This window comes from Ruegeria sp. BC5, from assembly GCF_056539205.1.
In genome coordinates this window covers 216,374-231,617 of sequence record NZ_JBQFUN010000002.1, presented here as the reverse complement: position 1 = coordinate 231,617, position 15,244 = coordinate 216,374, and the positions used below count along the sequence as shown (strand labels likewise).

Sequence of the window (15,244 nt, the reverse complement as noted above, 5' to 3'; positions counted from 1 at the left end):
GCCTGTGGTGGGCAGATTTAATGCCGGGGCGGTTTTTCCTTGCCGATATATTCGGTGAATGGCCGAGCCTTGCGCCCCCGGTACTTGACGGTCAAATCCAGCGGAGCATCGTTTTCGTCATAGACCCCGACAACAACACCCCTGCCGCGGCTTTTGGTCCGCATATCGATCAGTTGTTGTTTCGAACGCGTGGTCCGTTGCGAGGCGCGGCGCGTCCACGCGAAAAGGTAATCGTACATACGGTCGATAATTTCGGCATGATCCGCGCTTTCACCAAGATCAATCAACTCGTCCGGGTCGTATTCCAGATCAAACAGGATCGGCCGGTGGTCACCTTCACAATGGATCAGCTTCCACTTTTTGTCGGCAATCATGAACATCACCGCATCCCGGACCGAGGCGTTCAGCGTATCGGCAATCGGTGAGGCCGAATAATCATATTCACAGATCACCACATCGCGCGCGGTCTCTTCCTGCTGCCCGTATAGGATCGGCAGCAAGGAATGCCCTTCGAGGATGTGCAAAGGCGCATCGCCCCCCGCAACCTCCACAAAAGTCGGGGCAAGGTCGATGGATTCGACCAGCGCATCACTGACAGTGCCGCGCGTGGCGTCGGCCTCGGGTGACGGGTCGTAGATGATCAGGGGCACTTTGGTCGAGGCATCGTGGAAGAAGGTCTTCTCCCCCATCCAGTGATCGCCTAGAAAATCCCCATGGTCCGAAGTCAACACGATCATCGTATCGTCCATCCGGCCGGTTTTCTCCATCCAGTCGAACAGGCGGCCCATCTGGTCATCGGCCTGTTTGATCAGGCCCATATAGGCGGGGATCACCGCCTCGCGCACATCCTGGCGCGAGAATGTCTGGCCGATCTTCGTGTCCATAAAGGCCCGCAGCACCGGGTGCGCTTTTTGGCGCTCGACCTCGGATCGCACCACAGGCAGCACATGTTCGGGACCATACATCGAGGCATAGGGCTCGGGCACGATATAAGGCCAATGCGGCTTGATGAAGCTCAGGTGACAACACCATGGGCCGTCCTGCGATTGCATAAAGTCTATTCCGCGACCCGTCAGATACGGGGTTTCGCTGTCTTCTTCGGCTATATTGGCGGGTTCGGGGGAATTCTTCAGGAACCAGCCCGACAGGACGTTGCCATCCGCATCTAGCCCCGAGTTGGCAAAGTCGTGCCAGGGGTTGTCGCTCTCATATCCCTTGGCGCTGAGGTATTTGTTGTATTCCCTGGCCCCGTCCGGATCGTAAAACCCGTCCGGCCCCTCGGGACGCATCCCATCATCGCGTTCAAACACGTCAAAGCCGCATTCTGCCACGCGGGCACCGATCAGGCTGTCGGGTTCCAGCCCCAGCCGTGCCATGCCTTCGGCATCCGCACGCATATGGGTTTTGCCGACCAGCCAGCACCCCATCCCGGCCTTGCGAAGATGATCGCCCATCGTCATCTCGCCCACTTTCAACGGGATGCCATTCCAGGACGCACCATGCGAATGCACATAGCGCCCGGTATAGGTCGACATGCGTGAACTACCGCAAATGGGGGACTGGATAAAAGCCCGGTCAAACCGCACACCCCGCGCGGCCAAACGATCAATGTTCGGAGTGTGCAGATGCGGATGGCCGTAGCAACTCAGGTAATCCCAGCGCAGCTGGTCGAACATGATGAACAGAATGTTTTTGGCTTTGGCCAACGCGGCACCTCCCCGATAGTCAGGGACTTAGTTAGCCAATTCCCGGCCCGCAGCGAAGCGTAATTTACGCTTCGGCCTGCCGCTCCATCTGTTCCAGCATCTTCTTGGCGCGTTTGCACTGCAACTGATCACGCAACGGGCTGTCAGGATCAATGTCCTTGTGGCAGACCACACATTTGTCCGCGCCCGAGATCGCGTTCAGGCCACCACAACTGCCTTTGATGGTTTTGCCCATCAGCATAACACCCAACGACATACCTACCATCACAAGGGCAAGCAGAATAAAGGCCAGAATAAAGGTGCTCATTGTGGTACCTACCAGTCAGTTGGTCTCAAGCGCGTCTTTGAACGCGGTGCTGTGTACCGTGATATAGGCTTCTTCGCCACCCGTCACATCCCGCGAGATGAAATACACAGCAAGTTTATGTTCTTCGGCCAGCTCAAGGCCCTTTTCCTGCCCCAGCGCCAGCATCGCAGTTGCCCATGCATCCGCCATCATAGCGTTTTCAGCCAGAACAGTCACCGATGTTGTCCGATGCGTGATAGGGCGCCCGGTTGTTGGATCGATGATATGCGAATACCGCACACCGTCTTGTTCAAAGAAATTTTTGTAATCGCCCGAGCTGGCCATGCCCAGATCGCTGACCGACACAATCAGCTGATAGGTCTGCGCTCCCGCTTGTGGTTTTTCGATACCGATGCGCCAGGCCTCGCCCTTGTCGTTCTGCCCCATGGTGACCAGATCGCCACCGATCTCGACCAGATAATCTTCAATCCCGGCGTCGCGCAGGGTCTTGGCCACCGCGTCGATACCATAACCCTTGGCAATAGCGGACAGGTTGATCCCAACACCGGGTTCAGATTTGGTCAGCGTTCCCGCCTTGGCATCCAGAGTTAGCAAACGCCCCTGCCCGACGCCGTTGAGTGCTTTCAGAATTTCGACATCCGAAGGCACCGGGTCTTCCGGCTTGCGGGGCCCAAAGCCCCACAGTTCGATCAAAGGTCCAAGGGTGACATCAAAGGTGCCGCCGGTTTTTTCATGCACATCATTCGCGGCGGCCATCACCTGTGCAAATTCTGCGGAAACCTGCACCGGTTCGGTGCTTGTCGCGGCGGAAAAGGTCGAGACCTCGGAGTTCGGGTCCCAGTTGGACATCTTGGCGTTAACGTCTGCCAGAGTTTCTTCGACCGCCACAGCCAGCGCGTTTTCGTCCAGGTCCTGGCCAATTGCGGTGATGTTGAAGGTTGTTCCCATCGTTTCGCCCGATAGGCGAACCACCTCTGGCTCTTTGTCGAACAGACAGCCGGACAGCAAAGTGACGACGGCCAAAACTGGCACAAGACGCATGGGGCGATCTCCTGGAAAATCAGTGTCCGGCATATGCCAGCCACCCCCGCCAGAGTCAAATCGACTTCACAGTTTCAGCGGCAAAAAGCCCAGTACCAAAAGGCCAATTCCCGCCGGCACACCAAACAGCCAGGCCCGTTTCTGCCATCCCAGCGGCTGCTGTTTCCACGTCTTGCGGAAATTATGGCCGCACACGACCACTATAAAGAAAATCAAGGCAGCCACCGGCGGGGTAAGATACAGGTCGTTCAAAGGCTTAAGCGTCCTTTTTTTGATGGGGGTTTCTGCCGATCAGCACAATTGCACCCTATACAGGTCGTTTAGCTGCGCTAAGGTAAAAGGGAAAGACTTTGCAAGAACCATGAAGGAGATTGCCCATGGCCCCGACCTCTTACCAAGCCCCCAAGCGCGGCGACAAGGCTGACAAGACCACGTACAGCCAATCGACGGAATCGAACTTGTCGCATGCGCAGACAACTGTGGCCAAGCTGATGGATGGTAAAGGGGATGCGGTGTTTTCGGTCCGCCCGAACGATACGATCCATTCAGTGGTCAATACGCTGAAGGAAAAGCGGATTGGGGCGGTGCTGGTGACCGACCAGAACGGCACATTGCAAGGCATCCTGTCCGAGCGCGACATCGTACGGCGCATGGCGGATACGCCCGGCCAGACGTTGCCTCAAGCGGTCGAGGATCTGATGACGCGCGAGGTCAAGACTTGTTCGCCGGACGATCTGCTGGATGATGTTCTTAAAACCATGACCGACGGTCGGTTCCGCCACATGCCAGTGCTTCGCGATGGCAACCTGTGCGGCGTGATCACAATTGGAGACGTTGTGCATTTCCGTCTCAAAGAGCTGGAATACGAGGCGCTTCGCATGAAGCAGATGATCGTCGGCTAATGGCTTTGATCTAGAAGGCCAGCAACCTTGCGGCTTTAAAAAAAACCGGCGCTGAATGCGCCGGTTTTTCGTTTCTTACCCGCCGAAATCGTCGAGCATAATGTCTTCGCGGTCCACACCCAGATCCAGCAGCATGTTGATGACCGACTGGTTCATGATTGGCGGGCCACACATGTAGAACTCACAATCTTCGGGCGCGGGGTGGTTTTTGAGGTATTCCTCGAACAGCACATTGTGGATGAAGCCGGTATAGCCTTTCCAGTCATCCTCGGGCTGCGCGTCGGACAGGGCCACGTGCCATTCGAAATTGTCGAACTCTTCGGCCAGCGTGTCGAAATCCTCGACAAAGAACATCTCTTTCTTGGACCGCGCACCGTACCAGAAACTGATCTTGCGGTTGCGGTTCTCAAGACGCTTGAGTTGATCAAAGATGTGGCTGCGCATCGGGGCCATACCGGCACCACCACCGATGAAAACCATTTCTTTTTCGGTCTCACGTGCGAAGAATTCGCCGAACGGACCCGAAATGGTGACTTTGTCGCCTGGTTTCAGATTGAAGATGTACGACGACATCTGACCCGCCGGAATACCTTCGGAACCCGGAGGCGGTGAAGCAACCCGGACGTTCAGCATGATCATGCCTTTCTCATCCGGATAGTTGGCCATCGAATAGGCGCGCTCGATCGGTTCATTTACCACAGATTCGTACTGCCACAGATTGAAGCGATCCCAATCCTCGCGGTATTCCTCTTCGACGTCGAAATCGGTGTATTTCAACTGGTGCGCGGGGGCTTCGATCTGGATGTAACCACCGGCCCGGAAATTTACATCCTCACCCTCGGGCAGGTCCAGCGTCAGCGCCTTGATGAAGGTCGCCACGTTCTCGTTCGACCGAACGGTGCATTCCCATTTCTTGACGCCAAAGACCTCTTCGGGGACTTCGATATCCATGTCCTGTTTGACCGCAACCTGACAGGACAAACGATCGCCGCATGCGGCCTCACGCTTGGTGATGTGACTTTCTTCGGTCGGCAGGATCGACCCGCCGCCAGAATGCACCTTGACCCGGCATTGCGCGCAGGTGCCGCCACCGCCGCAGGCCGACGGGACAAAGAGCTTTTCAGCCGCCAGCGTTTGCAGCAACTTGCCGCCTGCGGGCACCGAAATGGTTTTTTCGCCATTGATAGTGATGTTCACATCACCGGTGGATACAAGTCTGGAGCGTGCCGCCAGAATGATCGTTACCAGCGCGATAACGATCAGGGTAAAGAGGACGACGCCAAGGCTAAAAGTTTCCATTCGTCCCTCCTTAAAGTTTCACGCCCGAGAAGGACATAAAGGCCAGCGCCATCAGTCCTGCGGTGATGAAGGTGATCCCCAGACCCTGCAGGCCGTCAGGAATATCCGAATACTTCAGCTTTTCCCGAACCCCTGCCATCGCGGTGATCGCCAGCGCCCAGCCAAAGCCCGAAGACAGACCATAGGTCGCGGCTTCGGCAAAGTTATAGTCGCGTTCCACCATGAACAGCGAACCACCCAGAATTGCGCAGTTCACCGTGATCAGCGGCAGGAAGATCCCCAGCGCGTTGTAGAGTGGCGGAAAGTACTTATCCAAGATCATCTCTAGGATCTGCACCATCGCCGCGATCACACCGATATACGAGATAAGGCCAAGAAAGGTCAGGTCCACATCCGGGAACCCGGCCCAGGCCAGCGCGCCCGGTTTCAGCAGATAAGTCAGCAGCAGGTTGTTGGTGGGCACGGTGATCGCCTGAACCAGCATCACCGAAATGCCCAGACCCAGCGCGGTCGAAATCTTCTTGGAAACGGCGATGAAGGTACACATCCCCAGGAAGAAGCTTAGCGCAAGGTTTTCGACAAAGATGGCCTTTACGGCCAATGAAATCAGACCTTCCATTAGTGGGCCTCTACCTGCTGAATTTTGTATTCACGTTCTTCCACCTGGCTCGGCTTCCACGTGCGGAAGGCCCAGATGATCAGACCGATGATGAAGAACGCCGATGGCGGCAGCAGCAGCATGCCGTTGGGCACGTACCAGCCACCATTGTTGACGGTTTGCAGAATGGTCACGCCAAACAGCGACCCCGCCCCGAACAATTCGCGGAAGAAACCGACCAGCAGCAGGATCAGGCCATAGCCCATCCCGTTGCCCAATCCATCGATGAACGATGCGACCGGAGGGTTCTTCATCGCAAACGCCTCGGCGCGGCCCATCACGATACAGTTGGTGATGATCAGACCGACAAACACCGACAGGGTTTTCGAAATCTCAAAGGCATAGGCCTTGAGAACCTGATCCACCAAGATCACCAGCGAGGCGATGATCACCATCTGCACAATGATCCGGATCGAGCTGGGGATCTGGTTGCGCAGGCACGAGATAAAGAAGGACGAGAACGATGTCACGAAAGTCACCGCCAGTGCCATCACGAACGACACCTGCAGTGAAGAGGTCACCGCCAAAGCCGAACAGATGCCAAGCACCTGCAGGGTGATCGGGTTGTTGTCGACAAGCGGGTCGACCAGCATTTCTTTCTTGGTCTGGGACATCAGATCTCTCCTGCTTGCAGTTTGGCCAGGAACGGAGCGAAGCCCGCATCACCCATCCAGAATTTCACCAGGTTATCGACACCAACCGAGGTCAGTGTGGCACCGGCCAGCGCGTCGACGTAAAAGTCGGGGCCAGCTGCTGGTTGCGATTTCGCAACGCTAATCTGCAGATCACCCGCGTCATCACGCAGTTTCTTGCCGCTCCACAACGCCTTCCAGCGCGGGTTGTCCACCTCGGCCCCAAGGCCCGGAGTTTCACCATGCTGATAGAATTGCAGGCCGAAGATATCGTTGCCGTTGTTTTCCAGCGCGATAAAACCATAGAGCGTGGACCACAGACCATAGCCGTGCAGCGGCAGGATCACCTTATCCAGATCACCCGCATCATCACGCAGCAGGTAAATCACACGATACTTAGCTTTGCGGCCGATCCCGGCCGGGTCGTCGTCCAGAGCAACGCTCAACTCAGGATCACTTGCGGCTGCGATGTCGTCAAAGGTGGCCGGATCAAACTGGTCATCGACGAATTCGCCGGTGGACAGTTCCACAACATGCGGCTCAAACGCGGCGAAGGCTTCGGTCACGTCGGCGCCGGGTTCATAAACACCCGCGACCTGCAGGACGTTGATCTGCTTGTCCTTCAGCTTGTTCGCTTCTTGCACGGGGCGCAGGCTTACAGCAGCCGAGGACACGACCATCGAGGCGACAAGGCAGACAGCGACGGCGATAAAGATCGTTTTGCCGACCGAATCCGGCGAGGCTGCCAGGAACTTGGCAATCGCCCCCTTGGGTGCCTCGTTATTGTCTGGGGATTGCGTATCAGACATGGCGACGCGCCCTCCGTTTGATGTTGGCCTGAACGACGAAATAATCGATCAGCGGTGCAAAGACGTTGCCGAACAGAATGGCCAGCATCATGCCTTCGGGGAAAGCCGGGTTAATCACACGGATCATCACAACCATGACACCGATCAGCGCGCCATAGATGTAGCGGCCCAGATTGGTGTGGCTGGCCGAAACCGGTTCGGTGACCATGAAGGCCAGACCAAAGGCATAGCCACCAACGACCAGGTGCCAGTACCACGGCATTGCAAACATCGGGTTAGTGTCCGAACCGATCAGGTTCAGCAGCAGGGAAAAGACGATCATGCCCCCCAGACAGCCAACGATCAGGCGGAAGTTCGCAATACGTGTCACCAACAGGAAGCCCAGGCCAATCAGACAGGCCAGTGTGGAAGTTTCGCCAAAGCTGCCCTGCATGAAGCCCATGAAGGCATTCCACCAGGTCAGACCTTCGGCTGCCAGCGCCTGATAGCCTTCGGATGCTGAAACCGACAGCGCAGTTGCACCTGAAAAACCGTCAACTGGGGTCCAGACTGTGTCACCCGACATATTCGCCGGATAGGCGAAATACAGGAAGGCACGCCCGACCAGCGCAGGATTAAGAAAGTTCTTACCGGTGCCGCCAAACACCTCTTTGCCGATGACCACACCGAAGATGATGCCTAGAGCCACCTGCCACAGCGGGGCGGATGCGGGCATGATCAGCGTGTAAAGCATTGAGGTTACGAGGAAACCTTCATTGACTTCGTGCCCACGCACGGTGGCGAAGATCACCTCGAAAATACCGCCTGCAACCAGTGTGACGATGTAAATCGGCAAGAAGTACATCAATCCGTGCATCACGTTGGCGAAGATGCTGGACGGGTCCAGCGAGATGCCAAATGCCTGCAGGATGGCGATACGCCAGCCAGTTGCCGCATCCGGGCCAAGGGCTGCAATTGCACTGTTGGCTTGATAACCGGTATTCCACATCCCCCACAGGATACAGGGGATCGTCGCGATCACGACATAAGTCATGATCCGCTTCATATCTATGTAGGACCGCGCGTGCGGTGCGACGGTGGTAACGGTTTTCGGAGTGTAGATAAAGCTTTCTACCATCTCGTAGATGGGGAAATACTTCTCGTACTTGCCGCCTTTGGTAAAGTTCGGCTCGATCCGATCGAAGAAGCTGCGCAAACCCATTTGGATCAGCCCTCCTTTTCAATCTTGGTCAGGCAGTCGCGCAGCGCCAGCCCGTATTCATATTTTGCCGGACAGGCAAAGCCGACAAGGCCCAGATCCTCTTCGTCCAACTCCATCGCACCCAACGCCTGGGCACTGTCAGTATCCATCACCAGCAAGGCGCGCAACAACTGTGTTGGCAGATAATCCTGCGGCATCAGCCGCTCAAATACACCCGTCGGCACCATCGCGCGGCGACCGCCGTTCAGGTTGCTGGTGAACTTAAAAAGCTTGTGCGAAAACGCCGAGCCCAGGACCGGTTGAACTGAGTATTTCGACGGCATCGGACGAATCCAACCCATCGGAATCTGGTCGTGATCTTCGCGGATGATGCTGATCTGACGCGCGAAACGTCCCAGATACGCGGTTGGTCCTTCAGCCTGAGTACCTGACAGGATCGACCCCGAAATGATGCGCGGAGTGCCATCCACGTCGATCTCGTCGTTGGTCAAATCGTCGGTCGAAGCACCCATGACGGTGCGGATCAGACGCGGCTGACGCGCGCCCGGGCCGCTGAGTGCGATCACGATGTTCGGATCCAGATGACCGGACTGCATCAAGCGACCAATGGCGATCACGTCCTGATAACCGATGGTCCAGACCTGCTTGTCCCCCTCCAGGGGTTCAAGGAAATGAATATGCGTCCCGGCCAATCCGGCGGGATGCGGGCCCGAGAAAGCCGCAGCTTCGACCCCCGGCACTTCCGCGCCCGGAATGGCGTCGCCTTCCTTGTGGCACAGATAGGTCTTGCCTTCGGTCAGCTTGGTGATTGCGGCCAAACCGGCTGCAAAGGCCTCACCGGCATCGGCAATGATTACGGCCGCGTCTGCCGCCAACGGTTCACTGTCCATGGCGGTGACGAAAATCGCGGCCGGAGTGGTACCCGGCATCGGCAATTTCGAATAGGGCCGGGTACGGAAGGCGGTCCAAAGACCAGCCGCGCACAGCTTTTCCGTCACGCCTTCGGCACTGTCCGCATTGCCCACACCCGAGAAATCAATCCCTGTATCGTTCGGGTCCGAAACCTCGATCACGACGCTCTGCAATACACGGCGCGCACCGCGATTGATTGCCACGATCTTCCCGCTAAGCGGGGCGACCATCATCGCCTCGGGCGCATCCTTGTGGCAGAACAACGGCGTACCGCGCTGAACCGCGTCACCTTCCTGCACCAGCATGCGCGGTTTCAGGCCCAGGTAATCCCCGCCCAACACCCCAACGGTTTTAAATTCAGGTCCCGGCTGGATGGTTTGATCCGGCGCGCCTTGCACCGGCAGCTCCAACCCTTTTTTCAGTTTGAAAGTTTGCATGTTGCTACTGTCTTCCAAGCCTCTTTATCTGCGCCGGTTAGACCAACACTTTAACAGTGTCGGACAATAACGCAGGATTTTTTAACAGTCGTCGCAAAAGCGTCGAAATGCGTCCAAATTCCGCGGGCGTAATTCCGATTTGGGCTCCTTTACGCGGGGATGATGCTAAAAGCAAACCCGTTGCCGCCAAAATCACACAATGATTTTCACTTTCCTTTGAAATGTTTCCATTTTAGCGCCCAAAAATTGCTGGTCGCGCCCAGTGCCCTTCCAGTGTAAGCACGCCCAATGGAACAGACGCGCGAATTTGAGATTTTTCTGGTTGCCGCCCCCGGGCTTGAGGCGCCTTTGCAGGCCGAAGCCGTCGAAAAGGGATTCGCAGATGCCAAAATTGTACCCGGCGGGATAAGCTGCCATTGCGGTTGGCCCGAGGTTTGGCGAGCAAACCTGTGTCTGCGCGGTGCCAACAAAGTACTGGTCCGGATGGGCACATTTCCGGCAGTACATTTGGCGCAGCTCGACAAGCGGGCACGCAAGTTCCCCTGGTCCGATTTTCTGCGCACCGACATCCCGGTCAAGGTTGAGGCTACAAGCCGGAAATCCCGCATCTATCATGCCGGGGCCGCCCGCCAAAGGGTCGAGCGGGCGATCTCCGAAACGCTGGCTGCGCCCATTTCATCCGACGCCGGGCTGCGCGTGTTGCTGCGCATCGAAAAAGACATTTGCACCTTCTCGGTCGACACCTCAGGAGAACCCTTGCACAAACGTGGCCACAAACCGGCGGTGGCAAAAGCCCCGATGCGCGAAACCATGGCTGCAATGTTTCTGCGAGAATGTGGTTTTGATGGATCTGAGCCTGTTTTGGACCCAATGTGTGGCTCAGGCACGTTCGTCATAGAAGCAGCCGAGATCGCAGCCGGGCTGAACCCAGGCCGATCCCGCCGTTTTGCCTTCGAAGACCTGCACGGATTCGATTCGCGCGCTTGGGCCGAACTGCGCAAAGACGGACCGCCGGTAAACTTGGACACTGTCTTTTACGGCTCGGACCGGAATGCCGGGGCCGCCGAGGCCGCCGCCACCAATGCCGATCGAGCTGGGGTTGCCGCACACACCCGGTTTCAGTGCCGGTCGGTCAGTGACATCAAGCCGCCACCGGGCTCCACGGGTCTGGTCATCGTCAACCCGCCCTATGGTGCAAGAATCGGGGACGAGAAACGCCTACGCTCTCTGTACGGCAGCCTGGGCAAGGTTCTGATGTCGCGGTTCAGCGGCTGGCGGGTGGGTATCGTGACCAGCAATCAATCACTAGCCCGGGCCACGCGCTTGCCTTTGCTCCCTGCCGGGCCAGTCGTCGATCACGGTGGCACGAAAATCCGGCTGTACCGCACAGATCCCCTACCCTAATTGCTAAAGCAGCGGTGGCGCAAAGGACAGTTTCTGCTGGGCACGAAATCCTGCATTTGGTCCCATAATCCCCTTGCACATCCGATTCCTCGGGTATAGATCACCCGCCACGGTCGGAGTGTAGCTCAGCCTGGTAGAGCACTGTCTTCGGGAGGCAGGGGTCGGAGGTTCGAATCCTCTCACTCCGACCAGTAAAACTAGGCGCCCAAGGGCGCCTTTGTTGTTTGTAAGTCAGTAATCCGAGGTTCGTTGAACCTGAGCATTAGTCGAACTCCAACGCACTGGCAGCCTTTCGTAGATCTAAGCCCGATGCACATTGCAACCGTCTTTCTGTGCCATTTCGTCATACGGCTGGCGGCAACCACTTGGGGCGTCCGATGCTTTCCACCGGGGAGCGATCCAAAGTGATCTTTCCTGCACCTTCCAGATAGGTGACTCGCTGCCCGGTCATTTTCCCGGCGCCGGCGTTTCTTGTTGGTCTTGTATGAGATGTCAAAGAACATAGGCATCGAATCGCGTTGTTCTTGGCTGACTGCTTGCTGCTGCCGTAACAACTTCTTAAAAATACCAAAATTCAGCCTCGCCCATAAGGTGATTTCCAGGGCGAAATGCACTTTTATCTTGAGCGCGAGAGTTTTGCGTTTGGCACACGGGGCCAGTAGATATGTATAGAACACGCGCGCAATGCCGTAGCCTCCTATGCACATCAACAGGCCGGCTGGGACGTTCACTGGCAGCGTCCAACGCAGTTTTCGACGCAAGACAGCACTGATGTTATAACGCACGCCCTGAGCGCCCTCAGCACTTAGCGAGTACGGCCACAATGTGACCATTGCGACAGGAGGTTTGGACCGTCCGGATGCTGCGGACCCAGAACCCATCCCCTTAATCATCCGTGGGGAAACCTAGGACTTCGATATTCCAGGGATCTGACGAACGGGCTTGAGCGAGGCGCTGAGCCATTCCTCGCCCACTTGCGTGATCGGACCCATTGTTTGCGCCTCAAACCCATCAGACAGATTCAGCTGCTGCTGATCTCCATTTTCTCAAATCCGAATTGTCCCTTCGACTCACGCTCTGGCCGACCACAACAGAGCCAATAACTATGACTGCTCCTATCGACTGAGTGAGGCTAAGCGTTTGTCCCAAGTATACCCAGCCGAGCACGACAGCTGTAACAGGACTCATCATGCCGAGCATCGAAACTGCACTGGGCTCCAGGCGCGCTATGCCGCGAAACCAAAGAGCATAGGTTGCTGCAGCACCGATCAACCCAAGCCAAATAAGGCCTGCGACATTTGTTGCGCTGAGCACAGGTAGAGGCGGCTCAAGGAACAGTGCGACTGGCAGCAGTATCAAACCACCGGCTGTTAATTGCCACGCTGTGAAACTCAGCGCCGAGACCGGAGGTTGCCATTTCCGACTGAGAACAGTGCCAGCAGCCATTGACGCGGCTCCTCCCAAACCCGCTGCTATACCGATCCAATCAAGATGTGCTTCTGGTCCGATCAGCAGCAGAGACACACCCATTACGCCAGTTGCAGCGGCTCCAAGTGCGCCAAGTCGGATTGGAGTTCCAAGCCATCCCCACGCCATCAAAATCACGATCATTGCTTGCAACGATCCTAGGGTGGCGGCCACACCACCAGGTAACCGATAGGCAGCAACGAAGAGGAGCACCCAGAACAGAGCGAAATTGAGGCTGCCTAAGACGAAAGTTCGACCGAGCCATTCGCGTGGTGGGACGCAGCGCGTCACTGCAAGCAACAACAAGCCGGCTGGCAGAGCTCGTAACGCCGCTAGGGTAATCGGGTAGCCAGCCGGGAGCGCTTCCGTAGTTACCAGATAAGTGCTTCCCCATATCGCTGGAGCGAGTGAAGTGAGAAGAATATCGGTTGAGCGTGACATGGAGTGTCTCCCGTCTGAAGCGTTTGAGAATTAGAGTGAGACGTCAGAGGCGCGAGAGTTACGCTGCTTCCGCTTGCAGGTTTGATCCAGCGAGGCATGCTGTAATCCTTGCAACATGAGCACCCTGGAACCGCGCTCCGGCTAGGTCGGTTTCGGTAGGTGTGCGGGAACCATCAGCACCGGCGATCGTTCCGGCACCATATGGTGCGCCGCCAATGATATCTTCTGATGTAGTCTGGCCAGCAAATGTGTAGGGCATTCCGGCAATCAGCATCCCAAAGTGTTGAAGAGGGACTTGCGTTGTCAGAAGGGTGGCCTCGTGCCCGCCATGTTGCGAACCTGTTGATGCAAAGACCGCTCCGACCTTACCAACCAGTGCATTCCTGGCCCAAAGCCCTCCGGCTTGGTCAAGGAAGGACTTCATTTGGCCAGCCATCATGCCAAATCGGGTCGGTGTTCCAATGATGATTGCATCATAGTTTTCCAGATCTGTCGGCAAGGCGGCAGGTGTATCATCTACGACATAGCCAGCCTGCTGCCGGACCTCTTCAGGCACGGTTTCAGGCACACGCCGAATGTCAACTTCAGTGCCGGGAACACTTCTGGCGCCTTCAGCTTCGGCATCGGCCAATGTGCGGACGTGGCCATAGCTTGAATAGTAGAGAACGAGAATACGTGACATAGGATACCTCTCAGGGCTGTGACTTGTTCCCTGAGAGAATGGAATTTGTTGCGCCGCCAATTAAGGCGCGCTCTTTGACATCACTCTTTACCTGTATTGAATAATGTCAGGACCTGAGAGCCAGGCGCAGATGATCAAGAAAGGCTGTAACCTTTGCGTCCATTCCCAAGCGAGATGCTGTAACGGCGAATACTTCTGGCGCAGGCAGTTCGTGGTCAGGAAGAACTCGCACCAAGGCCCCGCTGGCTTCGGGAGCATCAGAGACGAACTCGGGCAATGTTCCGATGCCTTGCCCCGCTATCAGCATATCCCGCAAAACGAGGCTGTTGCCGACGCGCACGCGCGGATCAAGCTCTAATGTTGTGACACCTTCGGCGGCCGAGAGCTTCCAGCTCGTCAAATGATCAGCAAGCAAAAAGCCAATGATCGCGTGGTTTTTTTTTAGATCCGCCGGCTGGGTCGGTGTCCCGCATCGCTCCAAATAGTCAGGAGACGCAAAAATCCGCTGTCGCATCACGCCGATCCGTCGCGCAACAAGGGCCGAGTCCGGCATCGCGGCTCGGATTCGTATCGACAGATCGAACCCGCCCTCGACCATATCGATCACCTTGTCGTCCATCGAAAGAGTAAATCGCAGATCTGGATAGGCTTCTAAGAATTCTGGAAGCATCGGTGCGATAACGGTTTGGCCGAATGAACTTGACGCATTCACCCGAAGGTGCCCACGCACCGCTTTTGAACCTTCCCTGATGGTCTGTTCCGTTTTTTCGACCGCGTCGAGAATCCCAATTGCATCTTGGTAATAGAGACTGCCGGTGTCAGTCAGTGACATGGATCGGGTCGTTCTGGTGAGGAGGACGGTTCCCAGACTTTCTTCCAGAAGCTTGATTTCTCTGCTGAGAAGCGCAGGAGAGACACCAAGGTCTTCCGCCGCACGGGCAAAGCTACCGCGTTCAACGATGCGGCGAAAAGCTTGCATGACTGACAGTTTGTCCAAGATATCACCCTTCGAAAAAGCTGCTTTTGACGTGTTACGCGATAGATCGGGTCTATGACATGCCCAAAATCACATTCTTTCAGGTTGAGCTGAGCCAGTTCAATTCTGTTTGCGGAGCATCCATCACACCTGTGAACTAGAGCTCGGGAACATTTTTCGGTTCTGAGAGCTCCTCGCTACGATCTCCCCATCACCAGCCTCTTGTTTAGACAACCAGCTTTTAGGACGAAACTAGCACTACTTTGTATATCTAGACCCAGTCAGCCTCTACGCGGTGCAGCTCACTATTCACGACTATTCCCCCACTATTAGCAATCGTCGGTTTCTTCTCTCTGGAGTAGCTCAGGAC

The 15,244-nt window shown here is 56.3% G+C and carries 15 protein-coding genes and 1 tRNA gene; 3 read left to right on the top strand and 13 right to left on the bottom strand.

The genetic code is table 11. The features are described from left to right. Positions 1–17: 17 nt before the first annotated feature. The 4 genes from ACR0LY_RS09150 to ACR0LY_RS09135 all read right to left on the bottom strand — a co-directional run bounded on the left by ACR0LY_RS09150 (position 18) and on the right by ACR0LY_RS09135 (position 3,306). Positions 18–1,706 carry a sulfatase-like hydrolase/transferase gene (locus ACR0LY_RS09150; protein ID WP_170350035.1) on the bottom strand — a complete coding sequence of 563 codons (1,689 nt, stop codon included), beginning with the start codon at positions 1,704–1,706 and terminating at the stop codon, positions 18–20. A 64-nt stretch (positions 1,707–1,770) separates the two neighbouring features. Next, positions 1,771–2,013, bottom strand: a complete 243-nt coding sequence (gene nqrM, locus ACR0LY_RS09145; protein WP_170350034.1) for a (Na+)-NQR maturation NqrM — start codon at positions 2,011–2,013, stop codon at positions 1,771–1,773. Positions 2,014–2,028: 15 nt separating this feature from the next. Further along, on the bottom strand, positions 2,029–3,054 hold the full coding sequence (locus ACR0LY_RS09140) for an FAD:protein FMN transferase (protein WP_170350033.1): 1,026 nt from the start codon (positions 3,052–3,054) through the stop codon (positions 2,029–2,031). Positions 3,055–3,120: 66 nt separating this feature from the next. Further along, positions 3,121–3,306 carry a hypothetical protein gene (locus ACR0LY_RS09135; protein WP_170350032.1) on the bottom strand — a complete coding sequence of 62 codons (186 nt, stop codon included), beginning with the start codon at positions 3,304–3,306 and terminating at the stop codon, positions 3,121–3,123. 125 nt (positions 3,307–3,431) lie between these two features. Here ACR0LY_RS09135 and ACR0LY_RS09130 point away from each other — a divergent pair, with 125 nt between their 5' ends. Further along, complete coding sequence (locus tag ACR0LY_RS09130; RefSeq protein WP_170350031.1) at positions 3,432–3,956, top strand: CBS domain-containing protein; 525 nt, start codon at positions 3,432–3,434, stop codon at positions 3,954–3,956. A gap of 75 nt (positions 3,957–4,031) precedes the next feature. On the opposite strand, the gene nqrF is transcribed toward ACR0LY_RS09130, so the two are convergent. Genes nqrF through ACR0LY_RS09100 form a run of 6 tightly spaced genes read right to left on the bottom strand, consistent with a single transcriptional unit; the run spans position 4,032 to position 9,904 of the window. Further along, positions 4,032–5,255: an NADH:ubiquinone reductase (Na(+)-transporting) subunit F gene (nqrF, locus tag ACR0LY_RS09125; RefSeq protein WP_170350030.1), complete on the bottom strand. Its 1,224-nt coding sequence runs from the start codon at positions 5,253–5,255 to the stop codon at positions 4,032–4,034. Between the two features lie 10 nt (positions 5,256–5,265). Continuing rightward, positions 5,266–5,874: an NADH:ubiquinone reductase (Na(+)-transporting) subunit E gene (gene nqrE / locus ACR0LY_RS09120; protein ID WP_170350029.1), complete on the bottom strand. Its 609-nt coding sequence runs from the start codon at positions 5,872–5,874 to the stop codon at positions 5,266–5,268. After that, a complete protein-coding gene (locus ACR0LY_RS09115) occupies positions 5,874–6,527 on the bottom strand; it encodes an NADH:ubiquinone reductase (Na(+)-transporting) subunit D (protein WP_170350028.1) in 654 nt (217 codons plus the stop codon). The genes nqrE and ACR0LY_RS09115 overlap by 1 nt, the downstream gene beginning before the upstream one ends. Continuing rightward, the gene (locus ACR0LY_RS09110; protein ID WP_170350027.1) at positions 6,527–7,354 is read right to left on the bottom strand and encodes a Na(+)-translocating NADH-quinone reductase subunit C; all 828 of its coding nucleotides are present in this window, start codon (positions 7,352–7,354) and stop codon (positions 6,527–6,529) included. The genes ACR0LY_RS09115 and ACR0LY_RS09110 overlap by 1 nt, the downstream gene beginning before the upstream one ends. Next, complete coding sequence (locus ACR0LY_RS09105; RefSeq protein WP_170350026.1) at positions 7,347–8,555, bottom strand: NADH:ubiquinone reductase (Na(+)-transporting) subunit B; 1,209 nt, start codon at positions 8,553–8,555, stop codon at positions 7,347–7,349. The genes ACR0LY_RS09110 and ACR0LY_RS09105 overlap by 8 nt, the downstream gene beginning before the upstream one ends. Before the next feature lie 5 nt (positions 8,556–8,560). Beyond that, a complete protein-coding gene (locus tag ACR0LY_RS09100) occupies positions 8,561–9,904 on the bottom strand; it encodes a Na(+)-translocating NADH-quinone reductase subunit A (protein WP_170350025.1) in 1,344 nt (447 codons plus the stop codon). A gap of 288 nt (positions 9,905–10,192) precedes the next feature. On the opposite strand from ACR0LY_RS09100, the gene ACR0LY_RS09095 reads away from it, so the two are divergent. Both ACR0LY_RS09095 and ACR0LY_RS09090 read left to right on the top strand, forming a co-directional pair. Continuing rightward, a complete protein-coding gene (locus ACR0LY_RS09095; RefSeq protein ID WP_170350024.1) occupies positions 10,193–11,308 on the top strand; it encodes a THUMP domain-containing class I SAM-dependent RNA methyltransferase in 1,116 nt (371 codons plus the stop codon). A gap of 114 nt (positions 11,309–11,422) precedes the next feature. Further along, positions 11,423–11,499 (top strand) — tRNA-Pro (locus tag ACR0LY_RS09090). Positions 11,500–12,319: 820 nt separating this feature from the next. Here ACR0LY_RS09090 and ACR0LY_RS09085 read toward each other — a convergent pair. The 3 genes from ACR0LY_RS09085 to ACR0LY_RS09075 all read right to left on the bottom strand — a co-directional run bounded on the left by ACR0LY_RS09085 (position 12,320) and on the right by ACR0LY_RS09075 (position 14,877). Next, positions 12,320–13,216, bottom strand: coding sequence for an EamA family transporter (locus ACR0LY_RS09085; RefSeq protein WP_170350023.1), 897 nt, complete (start codon positions 13,214–13,216; stop codon positions 12,320–12,322). Between the two features lie 58 nt (positions 13,217–13,274). Beyond that, entirely contained in the window at positions 13,275–13,898 is a 624-nt protein-coding gene (gene wrbA / locus ACR0LY_RS09080) for an NAD(P)H:quinone oxidoreductase (protein ID WP_170350022.1), read from the bottom strand. A 106-nt stretch (positions 13,899–14,004) separates the two neighbouring features. Then, on the bottom strand, positions 14,005–14,877 hold the full coding sequence (locus tag ACR0LY_RS09075) for a LysR family transcriptional regulator (RefSeq protein ID WP_480640803.1): 873 nt from the start codon (positions 14,875–14,877) through the stop codon (positions 14,005–14,007). Positions 14,878–15,244 lie beyond the last annotated feature (367 nt).